Origin of the sequence: Oribacterium sp. oral taxon 102 (assembly GCF_013394775.1) — a bacterium.
Classification (GTDB): Bacteria; Bacillota; Clostridia; order Lachnospirales; family Lachnospiraceae; genus Oribacterium.
The window spans coordinates 917,752-940,830 of record NZ_JABXYT010000001.1 but is presented as its reverse complement, the minus strand read 5'-3'; the positions used below and the strand labels follow the sequence as shown (position 1 = coordinate 940,830).

15 protein-coding genes are annotated in these 23,079 nt (G+C 57.2%); 2 read left to right on the top strand and 13 right to left on the bottom strand.

The annotated features are described in order from the left end of the window. Positions 1 to 72: 72 nt before the first annotated feature. The 8 genes from HW273_RS04305 to xdhA all read right to left on the bottom strand — a co-directional run bounded on the left by HW273_RS04305 (position 73) and on the right by xdhA (position 13,724). On the bottom strand, positions 73 to 1,416 hold the full coding sequence (locus HW273_RS04305) for an HlyD family secretion protein (protein ID WP_179010611.1): 1,344 nt from the start codon (positions 1,414 to 1,416) through the stop codon (positions 73 to 75). A gap of 63 nt (positions 1,417 to 1,479) precedes the next feature. Then, the gene (locus tag HW273_RS04300; RefSeq protein ID WP_179010610.1) at positions 1,480 to 3,822 is read right to left on the bottom strand and encodes an ABC transporter permease; all 2,343 of its coding nucleotides are present in this window, start codon (positions 3,820 to 3,822) and stop codon (positions 1,480 to 1,482) included. 9 nt (positions 3,823 to 3,831) lie between these two features. Beyond that, a complete protein-coding gene (locus tag HW273_RS04295) occupies positions 3,832 to 4,533 on the bottom strand; it encodes an ABC transporter ATP-binding protein (protein WP_179010609.1) in 702 nt (233 codons plus the stop codon). Between the two features lie 251 nt (positions 4,534 to 4,784). Beyond that, entirely contained in the window at positions 4,785 to 6,980 is a 2,196-nt protein-coding gene (nrdD, locus tag HW273_RS04290) for an anaerobic ribonucleoside-triphosphate reductase (RefSeq protein ID WP_179012427.1), read from the bottom strand. A gap of 255 nt (positions 6,981 to 7,235) precedes the next feature. Beyond that, a complete protein-coding gene (xdh, locus tag HW273_RS04285) occupies positions 7,236 to 9,836 on the bottom strand; it encodes a selenium-dependent xanthine dehydrogenase (RefSeq protein ID WP_179010608.1) in 2,601 nt (866 codons plus the stop codon). Between the two features lie 21 nt (positions 9,837 to 9,857). Continuing rightward, complete coding sequence (gene xdhC, locus HW273_RS04280; RefSeq protein WP_179010607.1) at positions 9,858 to 10,340, bottom strand: xanthine dehydrogenase subunit XdhC; 483 nt, start codon at positions 10,338 to 10,340, stop codon at positions 9,858 to 9,860. 14 nt (positions 10,341 to 10,354) lie between these two features. After that, positions 10,355 to 11,245 carry a xanthine dehydrogenase subunit XdhB gene (gene xdhB / locus HW273_RS04275; RefSeq protein ID WP_179010606.1) on the bottom strand — a complete coding sequence of 297 codons (891 nt, stop codon included), beginning with the start codon at positions 11,243 to 11,245 and terminating at the stop codon, positions 10,355 to 10,357. Between the two features lie 49 nt (positions 11,246 to 11,294). Then, positions 11,295 to 13,724: a xanthine dehydrogenase subunit XdhA gene (gene xdhA / locus HW273_RS04270; RefSeq protein ID WP_179010605.1), complete on the bottom strand. Its 2,430-nt coding sequence runs from the start codon at positions 13,722 to 13,724 to the stop codon at positions 11,295 to 11,297. Between the two features lie 283 nt (positions 13,725 to 14,007). On the opposite strand from xdhA, the gene HW273_RS04265 reads away from it, so the two are divergent. Then, positions 14,008 to 15,345, top strand: coding sequence for a uracil-xanthine permease family protein (locus HW273_RS04265; protein WP_179010604.1), 1,338 nt, complete (start codon positions 14,008 to 14,010; stop codon positions 15,343 to 15,345). A 310-nt stretch (positions 15,346 to 15,655) separates the two neighbouring features. On the opposite strand, the gene arcC is transcribed toward HW273_RS04265, so the two are convergent. The 5 genes from arcC to HW273_RS04240 all read right to left on the bottom strand — a co-directional run bounded on the left by arcC (position 15,656) and on the right by HW273_RS04240 (position 21,425). Then, positions 15,656 to 16,594, bottom strand: a complete 939-nt coding sequence (arcC, locus tag HW273_RS04260; protein WP_179010603.1) for a carbamate kinase — start codon at positions 16,592 to 16,594, stop codon at positions 15,656 to 15,658. 120 nt (positions 16,595 to 16,714) lie between these two features. Continuing rightward, on the bottom strand, positions 16,715 to 17,914 hold the full coding sequence (gene ygeW, locus HW273_RS04255; protein ID WP_179010602.1) for a knotted carbamoyltransferase YgeW: 1,200 nt from the start codon (positions 17,912 to 17,914) through the stop codon (positions 16,715 to 16,717). An 83-nt stretch (positions 17,915 to 17,997) separates the two neighbouring features. Further along, positions 17,998 to 19,326 carry a YgeY family selenium metabolism-linked hydrolase gene (locus HW273_RS04250; protein WP_179010601.1) on the bottom strand — a complete coding sequence of 443 codons (1,329 nt, stop codon included), beginning with the start codon at positions 19,324 to 19,326 and terminating at the stop codon, positions 17,998 to 18,000. Positions 19,327 to 19,439: 113 nt separating this feature from the next. After that, a complete protein-coding gene (dpaL, locus tag HW273_RS04245; RefSeq protein WP_179010600.1) occupies positions 19,440 to 20,636 on the bottom strand; it encodes a diaminopropionate ammonia-lyase in 1,197 nt (398 codons plus the stop codon). A gap of 99 nt (positions 20,637 to 20,735) precedes the next feature. Continuing rightward, on the bottom strand, positions 20,736 to 21,425 hold the full coding sequence (locus HW273_RS04240; protein ID WP_243206742.1) for a helix-turn-helix transcriptional regulator: 690 nt from the start codon (positions 21,423 to 21,425) through the stop codon (positions 20,736 to 20,738). A 290-nt stretch (positions 21,426 to 21,715) separates the two neighbouring features. Here HW273_RS04240 and ssnA point away from each other — a divergent pair, with 290 nt between their 5' ends. Further along, positions 21,716 to 23,053 carry a putative aminohydrolase SsnA gene (ssnA, locus tag HW273_RS04235; RefSeq protein ID WP_179010599.1) on the top strand — a complete coding sequence of 446 codons (1,338 nt, stop codon included), beginning with the start codon at positions 21,716 to 21,718 and terminating at the stop codon, positions 23,051 to 23,053. Positions 23,054 to 23,079: the final 26 nt, after the last annotated feature.

Genomic DNA, 23,079 nt, shown 5'->3' with positions numbered 1-23,079 from the left:
ATGCATAGCTTTTTCCTATCTGACGGTGCGGCAGTTCTCCGGACAGGCTCCCTCAGGCAGGCATTATCGACATTATCCCCTGCTGTACACCCTCGCCTGCTCTGTGACGCCCTCCGCGTCCGCCTCCCGGATCACCACGGTTCCCTCCGAGAGCCCCTCTCCGATCACGGCGAGCTCAGTCCCCTCGTGCAGCAGCCGCACCTCTGTCTGTACGGCTCTGCCCTGCCTCAGACAGTATACATAGCAGTGCTCCTTCTCCCGGAACACCGCGGAGGCAGGTACCGTCAGCACATTTTTCCCGTCATAGACCAGAAACTCTATGGATACTCCGTAGCCGTTTCTCATAGAGAGCGCCTCTGCATCCTTCTCCTCTATTTTCACTCTCACCTTTACCCGGTATTCATCCGTCCCCAGAGAAGAGACGCTCTTTTCCGCATGGTCATAGACCTCTGACACGACGCCCTGATAAACTTCGTCCGTCCCTTGCAGGCTGAGCCGTAGCGTCGCCGGGTCACCGGGATGCACGGAGGGTGCCACGGAGCTCAGAAGCTCCGCCTCTCCAAATGCCTCCCCTGCCGGACGTATGGTCAAAATCGGCTCCCCGACATTAACAAAAGACCGATCCGCGATCGGCATGGACGTAATGGTTCCTGCCCTGTCGCTCCGGATCTGGCATTTCGCGATCTGTTCCTCCGTATGGGAGAGCTGCTCTTTCGCCGAATCCTCCTGCGCCGTGAGCTGCCCCCGATCTGCCTCGTAGAAAGCATCGTTCAGCTCCGCCCGGCTAAGCCCCTGTGTCTCCAGCCGTTTCAGTGCCTTCCGGCTCTCCTCTGCCCTGCGATCCGCCTGCTCGCTCGCCGACCTTGCTGCCATGAAGGAAGCCCTCTGTCTCTCATATTCCGTTTTGGCGATATCCCCGCTCTGATACAGGCTCTCTGCTGCCGTAAAGGCGCTCCGCTCCGCCTCCAGCGCCGCGCGAAGCCTGCCCGCCTCCTGCTCCAGCCCGCTCAAATACTCCTCCGGCGCTTCCGACATGAGCTGCCCCAGCTCCCATTTCTCCCGCTGCGCCTCGAGACCGCTGATTTGACTTTCCAGGAGCCGCTTCCGGTAGCTGTATTCCGTATCCTCGATCACCGCGATTACTTCACCGGCTTCTACCCTCTGGTTCTCCTGCTTTCGGAGCTCCCGAACCGTTCCGCCCACCTCCGAAACGATGGTATAGGGCTCACCGAAGCTGATGACGCCCTCCTCCGTATAGCAGCTCCTCACATCCTGCCGGACGACCGCCGCCGTCTCCACGCCCCGTCCCCGGAGCGCATGCATCCCCATGACAAGAAGCAGCAGAAGCAGCACTGCCAGTGCCGACACGCCCTTTCTCCCTGCCCTCCGGAAGCATCTCTGCAGCCTTTCCTTCATTGCCTCTCCTTTCCCGCAGTACCCCGCCGGTTTTCTTCGATCCGCTCCTGTGCAGCCTCGCTGCTACTCCCGTTCCTTCAATGCATCCGTAAGCTGCATGCTGTCCAGCAGATGCGTCTCCCGATGCCAGGCATACAGCGCCATCAGGAGGCAGAACAGCAGCGCCGCCATGCAGGCGCCCCCATCCATCGGCAGCCGGATATCATAGCTGTCCGAGATCATGACCGTCTCCAGGAGCCTCCGAAGCCCCCAGTTCCCGGGGATGCCCAGCAGGATACCCGCCAGCGTCAGCGCGATCAGCTCCATGAGGAGCATACGGGAGATCTCCCCGCGGGTCGCCCCCATGATACGAAGTGTCACGATCTCATTCATCCTTTCCCGAAGGCTGATCGCAGAAATATTCAGGATCAGAATGGCGCCCGCCGCGAAAGCCATCAGTGCGAAGGCATCCATCATAATATACATGGAGCCCATCATGGAAGAATAGCTCCCCTCCGCCCTCTGCATATCCACGAGGAAGCGGAGACGGCTTGCCTTCTCCGTCTCTCTCCTGAGCAGCGAGAGTTCTCCCTTCTCCGCCTTCAGAAGAAGCTTGTTCGCCACAGGCGGGATTCCCAGCACCTCCGGAAAGGCGGGAAGCGCAACATATTCTCCGTCTCCGAGCGGCTCCTGCACGATGTCCGTCACCCTTACGGCACGGGACCGTACACTGTGCCCCGGCAGCGTCGCATAGATCTCGTCTCCTCTCTCCACATGCAGCTTATCCGCAGTTTTCCGATTCAGAATGACGCCGTCCTGCGGCGGAGCGTGGAAATGTCCGTCCCGATCCAGTATCCGCCAGAGCGCCTCTCCGTCATTCAGTCCTGTCAGCACACTGTACTCGGACACCGCGCCCTTTTCCAGCAGCACCGGCGCCTGAAAGACCGCCTCCGACCGGGAAACGCCCCGCAGCTCTCTTCCGGTATTCCGAAGCGTGATCGGAGAGGTGCAATGATCCAGCTCGAGCTGCAGATCATAAATCTCCGTCCTGTTAAATTCATCCGAGAGCATATTCCGCACGATTCCCCGAAAAGAGAACAGCACCGACGCCATAGCGAAGGGAAACGCCGCCGCGAGGATGATGAGCACAGAACGGAGGAGGTTCCGTCCCATAGACCGGATCGCAAGCCGTGACAGGAAAGACAGCCTCCGTTCTGCCCAGTCCGGAAGCCGCAGCTCCCGGATCCGATCCGGACTCTTCGGCCGCATCGCCATGGCGGGCGTGATGCAGAGAATCTCCCGGATTCCCGCAAGAACTGCCAGCGTCGCCGTGAAAACGGCGATCCCGATGCCGAAAAGCCGTGAATACAGATAGTCGTGATACTGTGTATCCGGCAGATTGAAATAATCGCAGTACAGGGCAAACATATAGCGCCCGAAGCCGCCCGCGAGGAGACCTCCAAGCACCGCGCCGGAAAGTCCGATCAGCAGCCCCTCCAGCAGATATCCCGACAAAAGCTCCCCGTCTGTCATGCCAAACGCCTTCATGGTTCCGATCCTGCACCGCTCCTGTCGGATCAGCTTCTCCAGCACCACATAAAGCATAAAGACGGATATCCCCATGAAGATGAGCGGCACTACAGTCCCCGTCGCGATCAGCTCCTGAAATTCTCCCTCTACCATGTGACAGCTGGTCTGCTCCGCACGCTCCGAAAGCAAAGACAGCCCATAGGGCTTCAGCGCAGCGGTGAGCTGCATCCGGACATCGGAGAAGCGATAACCGGGACGCAATCGGAAGCCCAGCTCATTCAGCGAGCGTGTCCCTGTCAGCGCCTCCAGCCTGCTGCGCCGGATCATTGCAATATCATATACCCTGCCATCCGGGATCATGGAGCCGCCGGGCGGCACAGAGTAGATGTAATCCGGCTGCACAACCGTTCCCGCCATATAAAATGTCCTGCTTTCCCCTCCGACGAGCAGCCGAAGCTCTGTTCCGGACGCGTAGTGGTACGCCTCCTCCATGCGTTTTCCCAGAAACAGATCCGTATCCGATACAAATGCCCGGGACAGTATCGGCTGGTTCAGTGTCTCCGCATCGTCGAAGGACAGGAGATGCACCGTCACGATCCCCTCCATGCCTTTCCCATAGATCCGGATATCCCTGCCGATCTTTCCGGATGCCTCCGCGATGCCTGGAATTTCCTTTATCCTTTCCAGCTCCACGTCGCTGATGGCGGAGACCTCTGCGAAGACATCCGCCATGCCCTGCTCCCGATAGAAGCGGAGGATCTGGGAGCGGAGATTCCACAGTGTATCCATCATGGAGACCAGCACGAAGATTCCCAGTCCGATGATCAGCACGGCGCCCATTACAGAGCCGCGGCTTCGGAGCGCCATCCGAAACACACTCTTACGGTAATACTTCATCGTCCCTACCTACCATTCGATTCCCTCCGGCGAAACCGGGTGTGCATTTACCGCTGTTCTCTCCAGCCTGCCGTCCTTGAAGTAAAAAACCCGATCCGCCATCCTGGCGATTCCCGCGTTATGCGTGATCAATACCACCGGCTTCTCATACGTCCTGCAAAAGCGGTGAATCAGCCGCAGCACCTGTACACCGGTACGGGAATCCAACGCGCCGGTGGGCTCGTCACAGAGCAGCAGATCCGGATTCTTGCACAGCGCCCGGGCAATGGCAATCCGCTGCTGCTCTCCGCCGGACAGACGGCTGGGAAAGTGATCCCGCCGGTCGGAAAGCCCCACCTCTTGGAGAAGCTGCTCCGCAGGGAGCGGCGCGTCGGACAGCTCTCCCGCCAGCTGGATGTTTTCCAGCGCCGTCAGCCCCGGCAGCAGATTATAAAACTGAAAGACGAAACCGATATGCCTCCGCCGATACGCTGTGAGCTTCCCCGGATCATGCCAGTCCAGCTCCTCTCCGCCGTAGCGGAGACTGCCGCTGCTGGGCGCCTCTATCCCGCCCAGTATGTTCATCGTGGTGCTCTTCCCGGAGCCCGACGGTCCCAGTATCACGATCAGCTCCCTCTCCCGCACCTGAAGGCTCACCCCCTTCAGGGCATGCACACAGACCTCTCCCATCCGGTAATCCTTTATGAGATTCTCCGCCTCCAGTACCGTCATTCTCTGCCTCCGATATGTGGTTAGCTTTTTCTAACCCAATAATAGCATACTTTTTCGCTTCCGTATCTCTTCTTTCGTTTTTTTTACATAAAAAGTCCCCTTACAGGTCGTTTCCGACCTGTAAGGGGACAAAGCCTGTGCCGCGCCGCCGTTCCGCACGCTTTCACGGCATCCTGCCCGTTGACATATACCCTTTCTGATTCAATTCGTGCTTCCCCGCCATCGGATCCCGACAAGCAGAGCCCCTCTTCTTACAGATGCAGCACTCTATCCTTGATCTCCTGCGTTCTGCCCTGATTCCAGAACTGCGTGCCGATATAACCGCAGGTCCTGCGCGCTACGGACATCTTGTCCTGATTGCGATTGCCGCAGTTCGGACACTCCCAAATCAGCTTGCCGTAATCGTCCTCGATGATTTTGATCTCGCCGTCATAGCCGCAGCAGGCACAGTAATCCGACTTCGTGTTCAGCTCCGCGTACATAATATTATTGTAGATAAATTTCATGACCGAGAGCACCGCCGGGATATTGTTCTGCATATTCGGCACCTCGACATAGCTGATTGCCCCGCCCGGAGAGAGCTTCTGGAAATCCGCCTCGAATTTGAGCTTCGAGAAAGCATCGATCTTCTCCATGACGTGCACATGATAGCTGTTCGTGATGTAGTTCTTGTCCGTCACGCCCGGAATGATGCCGAAGCGCTTCTGCAGCGCCTTCGCGAACTTGTAGGTGGTGGACTCCATTGGCGTGCCGTAAACCGAGTAGCTGATATTCTCGGCTGCCTTCCACTCCTCGCACTTGTCGTTCAGCTTCTGCATTACCCGGAGCCCGAACTTGCGTCCCTCCTCGCTGGTATGAGACTTTCCGAGCATCCGCTCGCACATCTCATAGAGACCTGCATAGCCCAGAGAGATCGTGCTGTAATTGTTGAAAAGCAGCTTGTCGATCCGCTCGCCCTTCTTGAGCCGCGCCAGCGCGCCGTGCTGCCAGAGGATGGGCGCCACATCGGAAACCGTGCCGAGCAGCCTCTCGTGACGGAGGCGGAGCGCTCTGTGACAGAGCTCCAGCCGCTCCTCCAGGATCTCCCAGAACTTCTCCATGTCGCCATAGGAGGAGCAGGCGGCATCTACGAGGTTGATGGTTACCACGCCCTGATTGAAGCGTCCGTAATACTTATGCGCGCCGTTCTCACCCAGTCCGACCTTGTCGGGGGTCAGGAAGGAGCGACAGCCCATGCAGGGGTAGACATCTCCGTTCTTATATTCCTTCATCTTCTTCGCGGATATGTAGTCCGGCACCAGCCGCTTCGCGGTACACTTCGCGGCAAGCTCCGTCAAACTCCAATATTTCGAGTCCTCAGAGATATTGTCCTCATCAAGCACGTAAATCAGCTTCGGAAAGGCGGGCGTGATCCATACGCCCTTTTCATTCTTCACGCCCTGCATCCGCTGGATCAATACCTCCCGGATAATCAGCGCAAGATCCTCCCTGACCTGTCCCTCCGGCACCTCGTCCAGATACATAAACATGGTCACAAAGGGCGCCTGCCCGTTACAGGTCATCAGGGTAATAAGCTGGTACTGAATGGTCTGGATGCCGCTCTTGATCTCCTCCAGCAGCCGCTTCTCCACGATACGCGAGATCACTGCCTCGTCCATCGACTCGCCGCAGTCCTCCCTCTCCGAGATCACCTGCTTCCGGAGCTTCTCCCGGGAAACCGCGACAAACGGCGCGAGATGCGCCAGCGTGAAGGACTGCCCGCCGTACTGGTTTGATGCAACCTGCGCCACGATCTGCGTCGTCACATTGCAGGCGGTGAAGAAGCTGTGCGGCTTCTCAATCATCGTCTCCGAGATCACCGTGCCGTTCTGCAGCATGTCCTCCAGATTGATGAGATCGCAGTTGTGCTCCTTCTGCGCGTAATAGTCGGAATCATGGAAATGGATGATCCCCGCCTCATGCGCCCGCACGATATCCTCCGGCAGGAGCAGTCGCTTCGTCAGATCCTTTGAAACCTCGCCCGCCATATAGTCGCGCTGGGTGGAGTTAATGACCGGGTTCTTGTTGGAGTTCTCCTGCTTCAGCTCCTCATTCGCCTGATCGATCAGAGAGAGGATATCCTCGTCCGTCGTATTCGCCTTCCTCGCGATCTCACGCTTGAAGCGGTAGCGCACATACTTCTGCGCCACCTCATAGCCGCGCATCTCCATGATCGCCGTCTCCACCATGTCCTGAATATCCTCGACATTGACCGCACGTCCTACATGGGCGACCTGCTTCGCCACATTGTCCGCAATCCCCAGAACCTGATACTCGTTCATCTGATGAATCGGCTTCACCTCATTGTTCGCCTTGCGGATCGCATTCGCGATCTTCTCAATGTCGAACTTCACCTCCTGCCCGTTCCGCTTAATGACGTTGCTCTTTACGATGATCTCCTGCTCCATCTGCCTTCCCCTCTCTTCGATCCCGCGGACGCTTTCTCCGAAAAATCCCGGAATCCCCATGAAATCCCGCTCCTTAGTGTCTATCGCTAAATATAGCCATATCTTCTCAATCAAACACTATATATAGTGTGTGGAACTAACTATACGACAAGTTGCCGGAAAAGAAAAGCAAAAAAAGGGCGGATTTCACTTTTTGTGTAAATCCACCCAAACAGGAAGGTAAAATCCGTATAAGTTGTCTAGGAAGCGCCGATTTCACGCCTTCTTCGGCTTACGGTAGTAGGTATCGTCCATCGGCAGCTTCGTCCGGAACCTGCCGTCCAGTGCATAGTATGCGCCGGCGATCGCGGGCGCGATCGGGATCGAGGAGATCTCTCCGACACCCTTCGCGCCATAGGCGAAGGGGAGCTGCGTCTCGCGCTCCACATAGGTCGCGTGAATGTTCGGAATCTGGTTCGCACGGAGCAGCCCGAGCGTTCCGAGCTTCGCCTGCGGCACGCAGTCCTTCAGCGGGAAGTCCTCCGTCAAAGCATAGCCCATCCCCATCAGCACGCCGCCTTCGATCTGTCCCTGAATCGAGATCGGGTTCACGACCTTGCCGGCATCGTGCGCGGCATAGACGTCGGTCACTCTGCCCTCGTCGTCGAGAATCACGACATTCGTCGCATAGCCATAGGCGACATGGCTCTTCGGGAACGGCTTGTCCGCCCCCAGCTTATCCGTCGGATCGAAGAACTCATAGAAGTAGTCCCTGCCCTCCAGTGCTGCGAGCACGCCGCCGTTTTCCTCCAGATCCTTCCGGAAAAGCTCTCCGACGCCCCTGACCGCCTCGCCGGTAATCAGCGTCTGACGGGAGCCGGAGGTAGTTCCGGAATCCGGCGAGGTCTCCGTACCGCCCTCTCCGAGCCGAAGAAGGGAGAGCGGAAGTCCCGTCACCGTAGACAGCGTTTGCAGGAATACTGTCCTGCACCCCTGTCCGATATCCGATGCCGCAGCATAGAGCACGAGTCTGCCGTCCGAAACGAGCAGCTTCGCGCGCCCCTTGTCCGGCAGCCCGACGCCGACGCCGGCGTTCTTCATCGCACAGGCGATGCCGGCATGTCCCGGATGCTGCTCATAGACCTCCTTCAGCGCAAGCAGCGACTCCTTCAGCGCGGTAGAGGGGTCTGCGATCTGTCCGTTCGGAAGCACCTTCCCCGGCTCGATCGCATTGCGGAAGCGGATTTCCCATGGGCTGATGCCGACCTTCTCGGCGAGGCGGTTGATCAGCATTTCCAGTGCGAACTCACTCTGGCAGACGCCGAAGCCGCGGAACGCGCCGGCAGGAGGATTGTTGGTATAGTAGCCGAAGCCGCGGATATCCGTATTCTGATAGCAGTACGGTCCTACGGAATGCGTACAGGCACGCTCCAGCACCGGTCCGCAAAGAGAAGCATAGGCTCCCGTATCAAAATTGATCTCGCAGTCCAGCCCCTGAAAAATCCCGTTCTCATCGCAGCCCAGCGTGAAGGTTCCTTCCATGGCATGACGCTTTGGATGGAAATTCAGAGACTCCTGCCTCGTGAATTTCACCTTGACCGGACGCTGTACCCGCAGCGCCATCAGCACGGCGATATGCTGGCAGGATACGTCCTCCTTCCCGCCGAAGCCGCCGCCGATCAGCTTATTTTCCACGACGATCCGCTCCGGCTCCCACATCATCATGTAGGCGATCTCCTTGCGGGTATCATAGGCACCCTGATCCGATGTCAGTACCTTCACCCCATCCTTGTACGGGTAGGCGATCGCGCACTCCGGCTCCATAAACGCATGCTCCGTGAACGGTGTCGAGAAGCTGTCCGTCACCGTATACTTCGACTCGGCAAGCGCCTTCTTCGCGTCGCCGCGCGTGACATGCCGCTGCTGGCAGAGATTGCCGTTCTCGTGGATCTTCGGCGCGTTCTCCGCACGCGCCTCCGCGATGCATCTCACCGGCTCGAGCACCTCGTACTCCACCTTCACCATCTTTCGCGCCGCGTCCAGAATCATCGGACTCTCCGCCACGACGAGACAGAGCGCATCCCCAATGCATCTCGTGATATCGCCCTCCGCAATCATGACATCCCAGTCCTGCTGAATATGCCCGACCTTGTTTCTCGGTACATCCTCTGCCTTCAGGATTGCCAGCACGCCCGGAAGCGACTCTGCCGCCGCCGTATCGATCCTGAGGATCCGTGCCCGCGGATATGCCGTCCGCACCGCACCGCCGTATACCATGCCCTCCATCTCGACATCGTCGACATACTCGCCGCTGCCCAGCACCTTCTCCCGGGCATCCACGCGGAAGGCGGAATCGCCGACATGATAGCCCTCCGTCCCTTCCTCATAGCCGCTGTTGACAGAGAGCTCACCGCGGAGGATCCTCGCCGTGAGATCGATGCCCTCGATGATCTTCTTGTAGCCGGTACAGCGGCAGATATTGCCGCGGATCGCCTTCTTGATATCCTCCTCCGTCGGATTCGGATTCTGATCCAGCAGCGCCTTTCCTGCCATCACCATGCCGGGAATGCAGAAGCCGCACTGCACGGAGCCGGCACGCCCGAAGCTGTATACAAACGCCTCCTTCTCCTCCCTGCTCAGTCCCTCCACCGTAAGGATGGTCTTGCCGACCGCCTTTCTGGTCGTCAGGATACAGGAGCGCGTCGCTCTGCCGTCGACAATGATCGTGCAGGTGCCGCAGGCTCCCTCGCTGCATCCGTCCTTCACAGACTTCAGCTTCAGATCGTCCCTGAGATAGCGGAGCAGCGGCTTATCCTCTGTACATTCCCGCTCCGTCCCGTTCACCACGAAACGGAATACCTCCTGATTTCCTGTCATAGATCTCTCCTCCCAAAGCACCTAGTGCGTCGCCTTATAGGTCTCCTCCACGATTCGCTCCATCGCGTTCAGGATATTCACATAGCCCGTGCAGCGACAGAGATGCCCCGCGATCAGCTTCCGGAGCTCCTCCCGGTCATATTTCTTGCCTGTACCGACGATCTCCACCGCCGTCATGATCAGTCCCGGCGTACAGAAGCCGCACTGCACGGCCGCCTCCTCGACAAATGCTCTCTGTATATAGGAGAGCTCTCCGTTCTCCTCCTTGAGGCCCTCTGTCGTCAGAACGCTCTTGCCGTCCGCCCACATCGTGAGATAAATGCAGCTGTCGATCGCCTCTCCGTCCACGAGGACAGTGCAGGCGCCGCACTCTCCCACCTCGCAGCCCTTCTTCACCGAGGTCAGCCCCAGCCGGTTCCGAAGCGTATCGAGCAGAGACTCCCTGTCGTCGACCGCCAGCTCCGTATCCTTTCCGTTAATCCTGATATGAACAATTTTCAGCATAGTTTCTCCCCCTCTCAGACTCCGCTCTCCACTCCGGCAAGCCGCTCCGCCTCGTAGACTCCTCTCTTCGCCAGCTCTCCGATCAGCTGGATACGGAACTCCTTCGAGGCTCTCCAGGAGCTTCTCGGCTTCACCTCCTCCAGTGCAAGCGCTGCAAAGCGCTCCACTGCGCTGTCGTCTCCTACCGCCGCCCCGCGGAGGCTCTCCTCCGCTCTCCGGCAGCGGATCGGCGTCGGCGCAGCGACGCCATAGGCGAGCCGCACATCCTCTATGGTCTTCCGGTCTCCGGAAAGCCGGAGACGTACCGCGCAGCCCAGCGTCGCGATTTCCATCGCCCGGCGCTTGCCGTATTTGAAATACTTCCCGAACCAGCCCTCATAGCTCTCTCTCCGAACGAGAATCCCTGTGCAGACCTCGCAGCGATCGCGCACGGTTCTTCCGGGTCCGGTATAGAATTCGTCGATCGGAACCGTCCTCTCCCCATCCGGTCCCAGCAGCTGTACCTCTGCCTCCAGCGCCATGACGGATGCCGCGGAATCCGCGGAGGTCGCGCCGTTGCAGACATTTCCGCCAATCGTCCCCATATTCCGGATCTGGGGGCCGCCCACCTGATCGACCGCCTCTCCCAGCATCGGGAGATGCTCCTCGATGATCGGGTCATTGGTAATGTGCGTAAACGCCGTGCCCGCGCCGATCAGGATATCTCCGTTCGAAAGCATTTTCACGCCCTTCAGCGCCTCGATATTCTTAATGGAGACCAGCCCCCTACCGGCATCCTTTCCCTCCCGCATCCGGATCAGAACGTCCGTACCGCCGCTGATGATCTCCGCGTTCGGATTCTCCACCAGCGCTCTCACCGCATCCTTCGCGTCCTTCGCCTCATAAAAGGATTGTAAATCAAACATGCTTGCTCCTTTCTCTTCTCCCGCTCAACTCTTCTCTTCCGCCACCGGCTTATTTCAGCAGTCCGTTTTCCCGGAATGCCTCGATCAGTCTCTGTGAGGTCATCGGCGCGACATTCATATGTACGCCTGTCGCCTGCAGAATCGCATTTCGAATCGCAGGTGCCGCCGGAATCGCAGGCGGCTCCCCGAGCGCCTTATTGCCGTAGGGACCGGTCGGATCCTCGAGCTCGATGAACTCCACCGTCATATCCGGCACATCCATCGCGGTCGGAATCTTGAAGTCGAGCAGGTTGTCATTGAGCACGCGACCGCTCTTCTCATCCACCAGCAGATCCTCCGAGAGCGCGAAGCCGAGGCTCTGCGCGATGCCGCCGTGTACCTGCCCCTCCGCCGTCTTCGGGTTGATCAGGATGCCGGAATCATGCACCTGCACCAGATTCAGGATCTTTACCAGACCGAGCGGGATATCCACCTCGACCTCTGCGAAGCAGCAGCCGGAGGCGAAGGTATTCTGCTTGCAGTGGTTCGTCACCTCCGCGGTGATATGGATGGAACGATCCAGGGAGTAGAATGCCGTGTCTGCCAGCGCGGCGAGCCCGAACAGCTTCTGCCTGCCCTCCCGGCTCACGATCCAGCTCTCGGAGAGATCCAGCATTTCCTCTGTGATCGGCTCCTCCATAGAGAGTCCGAGCTCCGCACGGAGCAGCCGTTCTCCCTCTGTCACGACATCCTTATAGACCGTCTTCGAAATGTCGCTGATCGTATGATTCAGCATATATGCCGCATAGTCAAGAATCCTGTGCCGGAATTCCCCGGCGCACTTCTTCACTGCCATGCCGCTGACATAGGTCTGCCGGGAAGCGTATGCGCCGGTGTCGAACGGGGTCGTATCGGTATCCTGCGTCGAAATAATGTAGATCTTCTCGTACGAAATGCCCGTTGTTTCTGCCGCCATCTGGGTGAATACCGTATCCGCGCCCTGTCCGATCTCTGTCGCTCCCATCATAAGCTGTGCGGAGCCATCCTGATTCAGCACCATCCTCGCGCTCGCCGTCTCCAGAGAGATCGGGTACACGCCGGTCTTGTAGCAGAAGATCGCCATACCGATGCCGCGTCTCCTGTCGCCGATCTCATGCGCATACTCCCTGCGCTTCTCGTCCCAGTGCGAGAGCTCACGCCCCCGCTCCATCGCCTTTTTCATCCCATAGGAATGGAAGGTAATGCCGTTTCCCGGATCACGGAAGCCCTCCGGCATACAGTTCCTCATCCGGATCTCGAAGGGATCCATGCCGATCTTCGCCGCATAGTCATCCGTCAGACACTCGGTAAACCAGACTGACTGCGGGATGCCGTAGGCACGCATCGCACCCGCGGTCGGAGAGCTCGTATATACCGTGCTGCAGTCCACCTCCGTACCCATCCTGTCCGCATAGAGATCCTTGAAGACCGTACCGCAGTTCGCGCAGATCGCGTGCCCGTGGGAGGCATAGCCGCCGTTATTCGCATAGGCATCCAGCTTCCGCGCCAGGATCGTACCGTCCTTCTTCGCGAGGAGCTTGCAGTAGCCGGTGATCTTGTGCCGCGTTCTCGTACCGTAGATGCACTCCTCCCGGCTGATCTCGAGGCGGACCGGGCGTCCTCCTACGCTGATGGAAAGGAAGGCGTTGAGCGGCTCATAGAGCACGTCCTGCTTGTTGCCGAAGCCGCCGCCGATATAGGGCTTGATGACCCGAACCTGTCCTGCAGGTATCCCGAGCGCCTTCGCGGTACAGAGCTTGACGATATGCGGGATCTGTGTCGAGGCGGTGATCGTCACCTTGCCGTTCGTATCCACATAGGCCCATGAAACAGGAAGCTCGATATGACTGTGCGAGATCCGCGGGGTATCGTACTTCTCTTCGATGAGAATCAGCTCGTCCTCTCCGTACTTCTCCTTCGCCTCGGCGACCGCCTTCTCGAACGTGAAGTCCGCGCCGCCCATCGTCATATGGCTGTGTACGATCACATTGTCCTTCCGGACATCCGGATGCAGCGGGGTCGCCCCCTCCGCGAGCGCCTGCTCTACGGTAGGAATCGCTTCATACTCCTCGTATTCCACCTTGATCAGTCTCGCTGCCTGTGCCGCCGCGACCTCATCCTCCGCGATGACCGCAGCGATATCGTCTCCATAGATGCGCACTCTCTGATTCAGCAGACGGCGATCGGCGATATCCTGATGCTTCGCCTCCACCGACCACGGATGCCCCGCCGTCGGGAACTGACAGTCCGGCACGTCGAAGCAAGTCACGATCTTCACGACGCCGGGCACCTTCTCCGCCTCCGTGAGATCAAAGCGCTTCACCACGCCGTTCGCGATCGTACTGTGTACGACACGTCCGTGGAGAATGTTTCTCGGCTCCAGATCCGCACTGTACTTCGCGTCTCCCGTTACCTTCCCGCAAGCGTCCACTCGCAGCTTTTCCTGACCGACTACCTTCATATTCGACCTCCTGAATGCTCCTGCCTATGGCAAAAAAGAATTTGATAATTTTTTCTCATTTCCTGTCTTTCTGAAAAATATTCTTTGTAAATATTATAAAATAACTCCAAGTTATTATCTATCTATAGTTTTCTCTAATAATTTTTTCGGTTTTTTGTAAGTATGCTACAAGATTTTTTTTTAGGTTGAGAAAACTTTTTTCTTATCATAAGTTTAACGAAAAAGAAGCGTTTTCCATTTTCTTTTTTTCTGTTTGGGGGATTCTATTTTGAAGGAGGTTACTATGAGTAAGGATTCCAATGTCAGTATGCAAAACATCTATCAATTGGACGGGAAAGTTCCTATTTTGAAATCCATCCCGTTCGGTCTGCAGCATGTTCTCGCCATGTTCGTCGCCAATCTGACGCCGATCACCATTATCGCCGGTGCGGCGAGTCCGAGTCTCGCACCCGGACAGCTCGCGATGCTCCTGCAGAACGCCATGTTCGTCGCCGGCATCGCCACAATGATACAGCTCTTCCCCGTCTGGCGAATCGGCGCGAAGCTTCCGATCGTCATGGGTGTCAGCTTCACCTTCGTCACGATACTCTGCACCATCGGAGCAAATTACGGCTATCCTGCCGTGGTTGGCGCCGTCATGATCGGCGGGCTCTTCGAGGGGACGCTCGGACTGCTTGCGAAGTATTGGAAACGCTTCATTTCCCCGATTGTTGCAGCTACCGTCGTAACCTCGATCGGCTTCTCGCTCTTCACCGTGGGCGCGCGTTCCTTCGGCGGCGGCTATGCTGAGGACTTCGGCTCTATATCAAATCTCCTGATCGCGAGCGCTACGCTGATCGTCTGCATTCTCTGGACAATCTTCGCAAAGGGCTACCTCAAGCAGCTCTCCGTCCTCGCGGGACTGATCGCGGGCTACATCCTCTCCATCTTCGCCGGCAAGGTCGATCTGAGCACAATCTTCTCCGGAGGCCTTATCGCTCTCCCGCATCTCCTGCTCTTTAAGCCGGAGTTCCATCTCGGCGCGATTCTCTCTATCTGCATCATTTTCCTGGTTTCCGCAGCAGAGACGATCGGCGATACCTCCGCCATGGTAGCGGGCGGACTGAAGCGGGAAATCACGGAAAAGGAAATTTCCGGCTCCCTCGCCTGTGATGGCTATGCGTCCAGCATTTCTTCCCTCTTCGGCTGTCCGCCGATCACCTCCTTCTCACAGAATGTCGGGCTGATCGCGATGACCAAGGTCGTAAACCGTTATACCATCGCCACCGGCGCGGCAGCCATGCTTCTCGCAGGTCTGCTTCCTCCTGTCGGTAATTTCTTTGCTTCCCTGCCGCAGTGCGTGCTCGGCGGCTGCACGATCATGATGTTCGGGACGATCGTCGTCTCCGGAATGCAGATGATCGCGGCCTGCGGCTTCACCCAGCGGAATATGACGATCGCAGCCCTTTCTCTCGCGGTCGGCATCGGCTTCACCACTGCCTCTGAGATCGAGATCTGGAAATCCTTCCCGGAGATGGTACAGATGGTTTTCGGCGCGAATGTCGTCGCCGTCGTCTTCGTGGTCGCCTTCGTGCTGAATCTGGTTCTGCCGAAGGATATGGAGCTGAAGCAGGAGGTATAAGGTTCTCCATGCAGAGAACACGTACAGCACGATACGACAGCAGTAAAATTGCTTCTTCTCTTTTCGTATTTCAGGTATTATAAAAGGCTTTCATAGAGCATAATAGGGACAAGGCGGTATTGCAAGGGAATATTACAAGGGGGCAGTCGGGAAGGATATCCTGACGATTCCTCTCAGCATATCCGAAAGAGGAAAAGATATCAAAGCATACGTCATCTGCTATTAGGAGGATTAAAGCTTCTGAAGCTGTGAAAAGAGGGGCTGTCGCACTAAATGGTGCGACAGCCCCTCTTTTCTGCCTCTGTATGGATTACTTCTTGATTCTCGTACCGGTTTCGCCGCGCAGTGCCTCTCTCGCCTTCTCAAGCAGGGTAATGATCGCAGTGCGATTCTCACCGGAGCGCGCGAAGTTGACCGCCGCCTGCACCTTCGGGAGCATGGAGCCCGGCGCGAACTCGCCGTCCGCAGCATACTGCTCCGCCTCCGCCACGGAAATGTCGGAAAGCCACTTCTGCTCCGGCTTGCCGTAGCGGATCGCGACCTTCTCTACCGCCGTCAGGATCACCAGCATATCCGCTTCCATCGTCTCCGCAAGCAGTGCCGCTGCAAAATCCTTGTCAATCACTGCCGGAACACCGGCGAGGTGCTTGCCCTCCGCTACAACCGGGATTCCGCCGCCGCCGCAGCAGATCACCAGCTGTCCGCTGTCTGCCATCGCACGGATTGCGGGGAGCTCGATGATTTCCTTCGGCTTCGGGGAAGCGACCACTCTGCGGTAGCCCCTGCCTGCGTCCTCTTTCACGATCCAGCCTCTCTCTCCCGCCTCTTTCAGTGCGAGATCCTTGTTCATGAATCTGCCGATCGGCTTGGATGGCGTCCGGAATGCCGGATCATCCGCGTCTACACGCACCTGCGTCACCATCGTTGCGATCGGCGGTACTGCGAGCTCCCGGTTCAGGAACTCCTCGCGCAGTGCATTCTGAATGTCATAGCCGATATATGCCTGACTCATTGCCACACAGACGGAGAGCGGCGCCGGATTGGAACCGTCCTGCTGTGCATATTCGGTCATGGCATTGTTGATAACACCAACCTGCGGACCGTTACCGTGTACGACGACGACCTCGTTTCCATCCTCTACCAGATCAACGATTGCCTTTGCAGTTGTCTTCACTGCGATCATCTGCTCCGGCAGGGTGTTTCCGAGGGCATTGCCGCCGAGCGCAATGACGATTTTCTTCTTTTCCATATGTTTTTTACTCCTGAATGAAGATGAGGCATCTCGAACGAAGTCCTGTCCAGATGCCTCAAAAACCAATGATAGAAAAGCAGGAGCAGCCTGTCGGCAGATCCCCCGCCTCTCCTGTGATTATGCCTCGAAAATACGCTGCTGTCCTCTCTTCTCGAGCTCCTCCAGCACCTTCGCCGGATCCTTGAACTTCTCGAGCAGGATCATTGCGGCGATAACATACGGCTTATAGGAAGCCTCCTTGTAGAGCGGGTCTCTGTAACGATCAAATACGGAGCCGTCGACTTCTCCCTCCTCGCAGGAAACACCGGAGATGTCCGCGGGCAGGCAGTGGAGATACAGTGCCTTGCCGTCCTTCGTGAGCTTCATCATCTCCTCGGTGCATGCCCAATCCTTATGCTCCGCGTTCTGTGCGAGCAGCTCCTTCTCCAGCGCCTTGATGCCGTCCTGATCGCCCTCTGCATAGAGATTGGTTCTCTTCTCCATCGCGGCGAACGGTGCCCATGACTTCGGGTATACGACATCGGCATCCTTGAAGGCATCCTTCATATCATTGGTGATACGGAAGGACCCGCCGGACTCTGCCGCATTCTTCTTCGCTACCTCTACGACATCCTCCATGACATCATAGCCCTCCGGGTGCGCGAGAACGACCTCCATGCCCAGTCGCGTGAACAGTCCGATTACACCCTGCGGTACGGAGAGCGGCTTGCCGTAGGACGGAGAATATGCCCAGCTCATCGCGAGCTTCTTGCCCTTCAGATTCTCTATGCCGCCCAGCTCGTGGATGACATGCAGCGCATCCGCCATACACTGTGTCGGATGATCGATATCGCACTGGAGGTTGACGAGGGTCGGTCTCTGCTCGAGCACGCCGTCGTCATGTCCCTGCTGCACCGCGTCCGCTACATCATGCATATACTTATTGCCCTTGCCGATATACATATCATCGCGGATGCCAATGATGTCCGCCATGAAGGAGATCATGTTCGCAGTCTCCCGCACCGTCTCACCATGTGCAATCTGCGACTTGCCCTCGTCCAGATCCTGTACCTCCAGTCCGAGCAGGTTGCAGGCAGAAGCGAAGGAGAAACGGGTTCTGGTGGAATTGTCACGGAAGAGGGAGATGCCCAGTCCGGAATCGAACACCTTGGTGGAAATGTTTCTCTCGCGGAGATTTCTGAGTGCATCCGCTACATTCCAGACCGCCTTCAGCTCATCCTCGCTCTTCTCCCATGTCAGGAAAAAATCCTTCTGGAACATATCAAAATCCAGACCCTTCAGCTCCTCGATATACTCTTTCAGCTGCTTCTTATCCATTTTCTGATCTCCTTTAAAATAAATAAATATGTTTTCTGCGGGAGGCGCAAGCGCCTCCCTGCCTGCTGATGCGGGAAATGCGTTTACTTCTCGTAGTAGCTCGGAAGCGCGGCATAGAAGGCGGCGCAGGTCACCAGATCCTGCTTCCAAGTGATCTCATTCGGCGCATGAGCCTGTGCCTCTGCGCCGGGACCGAAACCGAGAACCGGGATGCCGTTTCTGCCCATGATAGAAACGCCATTGGTCGAGAAGGTCCACTTGTCGAGGAGCGGACGCACCTCTCTCTCCGCACGGACTGCCTCTGCGCCGATCCGCTTTTCTCCGAAGAGATCATGATAGGCTGCCACAGCCGCAGTGCAGACCGGATGATCCTCCGGGATGACCCAGGTCGGGAAGTAGCACTCGATCGGATATACCAAACCCGTGTAGGACGGACGGTCATAGTTGTACATGGAAACCTTGACATCCTCCCCGTACTTCTTCACTGCCGGAAGCTGCCGGATCTCCTCGAGGCAGGACTCCCAAGTCTCGCCGACCGTCATTCTCCTGTCGAGAGAAACCGCGCAGGAATCCGCTACCGCACAGCGGGACGGAGAGGTATAGAAAATCTGAGAAGCGGTCACGGTGCCGCGTCCGAGGAAGCGTGCCTCCTTCCACTCCGGATTGAACTTCGGGTTCAGCATCTTCACGAGACCCTTAATCTCTGTGGACTCCGCGTCGCCGTTGTTGTTGAGCGCTCTGATATCCTGCAGGATATCCGCCATCTTGTAAATCGCGTTGTCGCCTCTCTCCGGTGCGGAGCCGTGGCAGGAAACGCCCTTGACATCAATGCGAATCTCCATGCGTCCGCGCTGTCCGCGGTAGAGTCCGCCGTCGGTCGGCTCGGAGGAAATCACGAACTCCGGACGGATCTTGTCCTCCTTGCAGATATACTCCCAGCACAGACCGTCGCAGTCCTCCTCCTGTACCGTTCCGACCACCATGATGCGGTACTTCTTGTCCAGCAGTCCGAGCTCCTTCATGATCTTCGCCGCATAGACTGCGGAAACGGTGCCGCCGAGCTGATCCGATACGCCTCTGCCGCCGATTTCCGTCTCGTTCTCATAGCCCTCGTAGGGATCGAAGCTCCAGTTGTCACGATTGCCGATGCCCACAGTATCGATATGCCCGTCGAAAGCAATGAGGGTCTCGCCGCTTCCGATGAAGCCCATTACATTGCCCTGCGGATCGACCTTGACCTCGTCGAAGCCAACCTTCTCCATCTCCCTGCGGATGGTCTCGACGTGCGCCGCCTCCTCGGCGGACTCACCCGGATTCCGTACGATGGCACGCAGGAATGCGGTCATGTCGGCGCGGTAGCTCTCTGCCTTTTCCTTAATTGCATGTAACTCAGCCTGTGTCAGCTTTCCCATGTTTCTTCTCCTTTTATGAAATACCGGTTCCCCGGCACAACGTTCTCATGATTTAGGCGGCACGCCCGGAAACGCCGGGCGCGCCAAGAGGATAATCTATCGATAAATCGGATTCAGCGTTCTTTCGCCTCCCAGATGATGTTCTTCCATCTGTCCGGGTCAGTATCCCCCTCTGTCGAGAAGAAGAGGATGCGGGAGTCCTTCTTGATTTCCAGTGCTTCCCTGAGCTCCGCGTATTCCGGGAACTGCATCAGCGTCGCGAAGGCACCGAAGGCTGCCGCACCGGACTCACCGGAGAGCACCTGCGGATCCCCCTTCAGCGGGGCGTTCAGGATGCGCATACCGCGCGCCGCAGCGTTGTCCTCTGCGGAAATGAAGCAGCGTACATGGTTCTTCAGGATATCCCAGGAGGTGATATTCGGCTCACCGCAGGCAAGTCCAGCCATAATGGTGTCCATGTCTCCGTCCACGATGCGGATCTCGCCGTCTGCCGCGACCGCGCCCTTATACAGGCAGGCGGCCGCGGATGCCTCCACTACTGTCATGATCGGCGGGTTCTCCCTGTAGCGGTTCGCGAAGTAGCCGACCACCGCTCCGGCAAGAGAGCCAACCCCCGCCTGTACGAAGACATGGGTCGGACGCTCTCCGAACTGCTCCGCAGCCTCGTCCGCCATCGTGCCGTAGCCCTCCATGATCCACGCAGGAATCTCCTCATAGCCCTCCCACGCGGTATCCTGCACGACGACGCCATGCTCGGTCTCGGACGCGAGCTTCGCAGCCTGCCGTACGCACTCGTCATAGTTCACATCGGAGATCCACGCCTTCGCGTTCTCCTTCTGGATGTTCCGGAGACGGGTCTCTGTGGAGCCCTTCGGCATGATGATCACTGCGTTCTGGTGCAGCTTGTTGGCTGCCCATGCCACGCCCCTGCCGTGGTTCCCGTCCGTTGCCGAGAAGAAGGTCGCCGTTCCGAACTCCTCCTTCAGCTTCTCTGAGGTCAGTACGCTGTAGGGCAGCTCGGAAACGTCCTTTCCTGTCTCCGAGGCGATATAGCGGGCAATCGCATAGGAGCCCCCCAGTACCTTGAAGGCGTTCAGTCCGAATCGATAGGACTCATCCTTCACGCAAAGCTTCGCGACGCCAAGGTACTCTGCAAGATGCGGAAGATCGGCAAGCGGCGTCTCGCTGTACTGCGGGAAGCTCTCATGGAAGGCTCTCGCCTTCTTCACCTCTTTCATAGACATCAGCGGCAGATTCCGATCCTCTGTCTTCGGCATCCGGTTTAAAACCCATTTTACATCCTGATTCATTGCACCCTCCTTTTTTATTTATGAAAGCGCTGATCCATTCATGACTCGCGCACGTGTATTCCCCTCGCACGCAGCTTTCCCGGATCAACCGGCGCCCCCTTATCTCTTACCTGCCTGATCGATGTAGCTGTAAAGCGTAAACTTGCTGATATCGTAAAAATTCGAAACCTTGTCGCCCGACTTCGTAATCAGAAAGGCTCCCGCATTCTTCAGGAACCGGATCGCGCGGATCTTCTCTTCCTTATTCATCAGTGCCGGCGGCTTCCCGATCAGCTTCACGCTCTGATTGATGAGACTGTCGAGCAGCTCGTTGACATTAAGCGGGATCTCCCCGTCCCGATCGCTCTCACCCTCATCCTCCACCGTTGTCAGTACGTCGATCGCGCCTGCAGCATTGACGAAGGAGGTGATATCATAGTTGATCCCCATGATGTAACGGTACCTGCCGTCCTCATCTTTCAGGAAAATCGTCGAGGACTTCAGGATCTTGCCATCCGACGTATGCGTCCGGTAACCGAGGTGATCCGTGATGCTTTCCCCCCTCTCCAGCGCCTCCAGCGTCTCCAGCACCACCTTCGAGGCGCCGTCACCGGCTTTCCGTCCCGTCACATGACCGTTTATGATAAATACAATCGTGTGCTCCAGATCCTTAATCGCGAGATCGTGGATGCAGACCTCACAGTCTCTGCCGAACTGTCTGGATATTCCGTGGGCGATCGTCACCAGCCGTTCCATGCCGACCTCACGCTCACTCTCATATCCATAATTCATATATTCGGGTTCACTCATCTTTGTCCCTCCTTGCATCATCCACCCTTCGGTATCGGAGTTTTTGTGCTCTCTCCCGCCCCTCTCCGGAAGCAGGCTAGTTTTGCTGCTGAACCTAAATTTTTTTTAGCACAACACCACTATACCATGAATCTCTGAAATTGCAAGTGGTTTTATGAAAAAAAATAGGTTTTTCAAAAAAATTTTTAGGTTTTCTCATTGCATTTTTATAGACATAATGGTAGACTTTTAATGTCAAACATTTGTGTTTTTAGAACTTATACACAAGCTGCATAAGAAAGGAAGCGTCTATGCTATTAATCGGGAACGGAAGAATGATTACCAGAGATCCCTCGCAGCCCTTCTTCGAGAACGGAGCGGTTGTGCTGGACGGAACCCGCATTCTTGCGGTCGGAAGCTATGAAAAGCTCAAAAATATTTATAAGGATGCGGAATGCATCGACGCGCACGGCGGGGTCATCATGCCGGCGTTCATCAATGCCCATGAGCACATCTACTCTGCCATGGCGAGAGGGCTCTCCATCAAGGGCTATCATCCGAAGGGCTTCCTCGACATCCTCGACGGACAGTGGTGGACGATCGACCGCAGCCTCGACAATGAGAACACGAAGCTCTCCGCGCTCGCTACCTATATAGAGTGCATCAAGAACGGCGTGACCACGATCTTCGACCACCACGCGAGCTTTGGGGAGATCCCGGGCTCCCTCTTCGCGATCGAGGAGGCCGCCAGAGAAACCGGTATCCGGAGTTGCCTCTGCTACGAGATCTCCGACCGCGACGGAAAGGAGAAGGCGCTGCAGTCCATTCAGGAAAATGTGGACTTCGCGAAGCACGCGCTCGCAGACGAATCCGACATGATCGCCGGGATGATCGGGATGCATGCCAGCTTCACGATCTCGGACGAGACGATGGAACGGGTACGCGCCGCGAAGCCGGATGGCATCGGCTATCACATTCACGTCGCAGAGGGCATCCTCGATCTGCAGGAGTGCCTCCGGAAGCACCATAAGCGCATTGTGGATCGTCTCTACGACTGGGACATCCTCGGCGAGAAGACACTGCTCGCGCACTGCATCTACATCAATCCGCATGAAATGGATCTGATCCGCGACACCGATACCATGGTGGTGCACAATCCGGAGTCCAATATGGGCAATGCCTGCGGCTGTCCTCCTACCATGGAGCTCGTACACCGCGGCATCGTGACCGGTCTCGGCACGGACGGCTACACCCACGATATGCTGGAGTCCTGGAAAGTGGCGAACATTCTGCACAAGCATCACCTCTGTGATCCGAATGCCGCATGGGCGGAGGTTCCGGAGATGCTCTTCCGGCATAATGCGACGATCGCGAACCGCTACTTCCGGAAGAAGCTCGGCGTGCTGGAGAAGAATGCCGCCGCTGATGTCATCATCACGGACTACATCCCGCCGACGCCGATGGACAGCTCCAATTTAAACGGGCATATGCTCTTCGGCATGAGCGGGCGCTCCGTCATTACCACGATCGCAAACGGCAGGGTGCTGATGAAGGATCGGCAGCTCACAGAGCTCGACGAGGAGGCAGTTCTGGCGCATATCAGGGAGGGCGCCGCGCGGCTTGCCCATCGCATCAACGACGGAAGATAAAACACATCCACTGAGTCATTTAAATA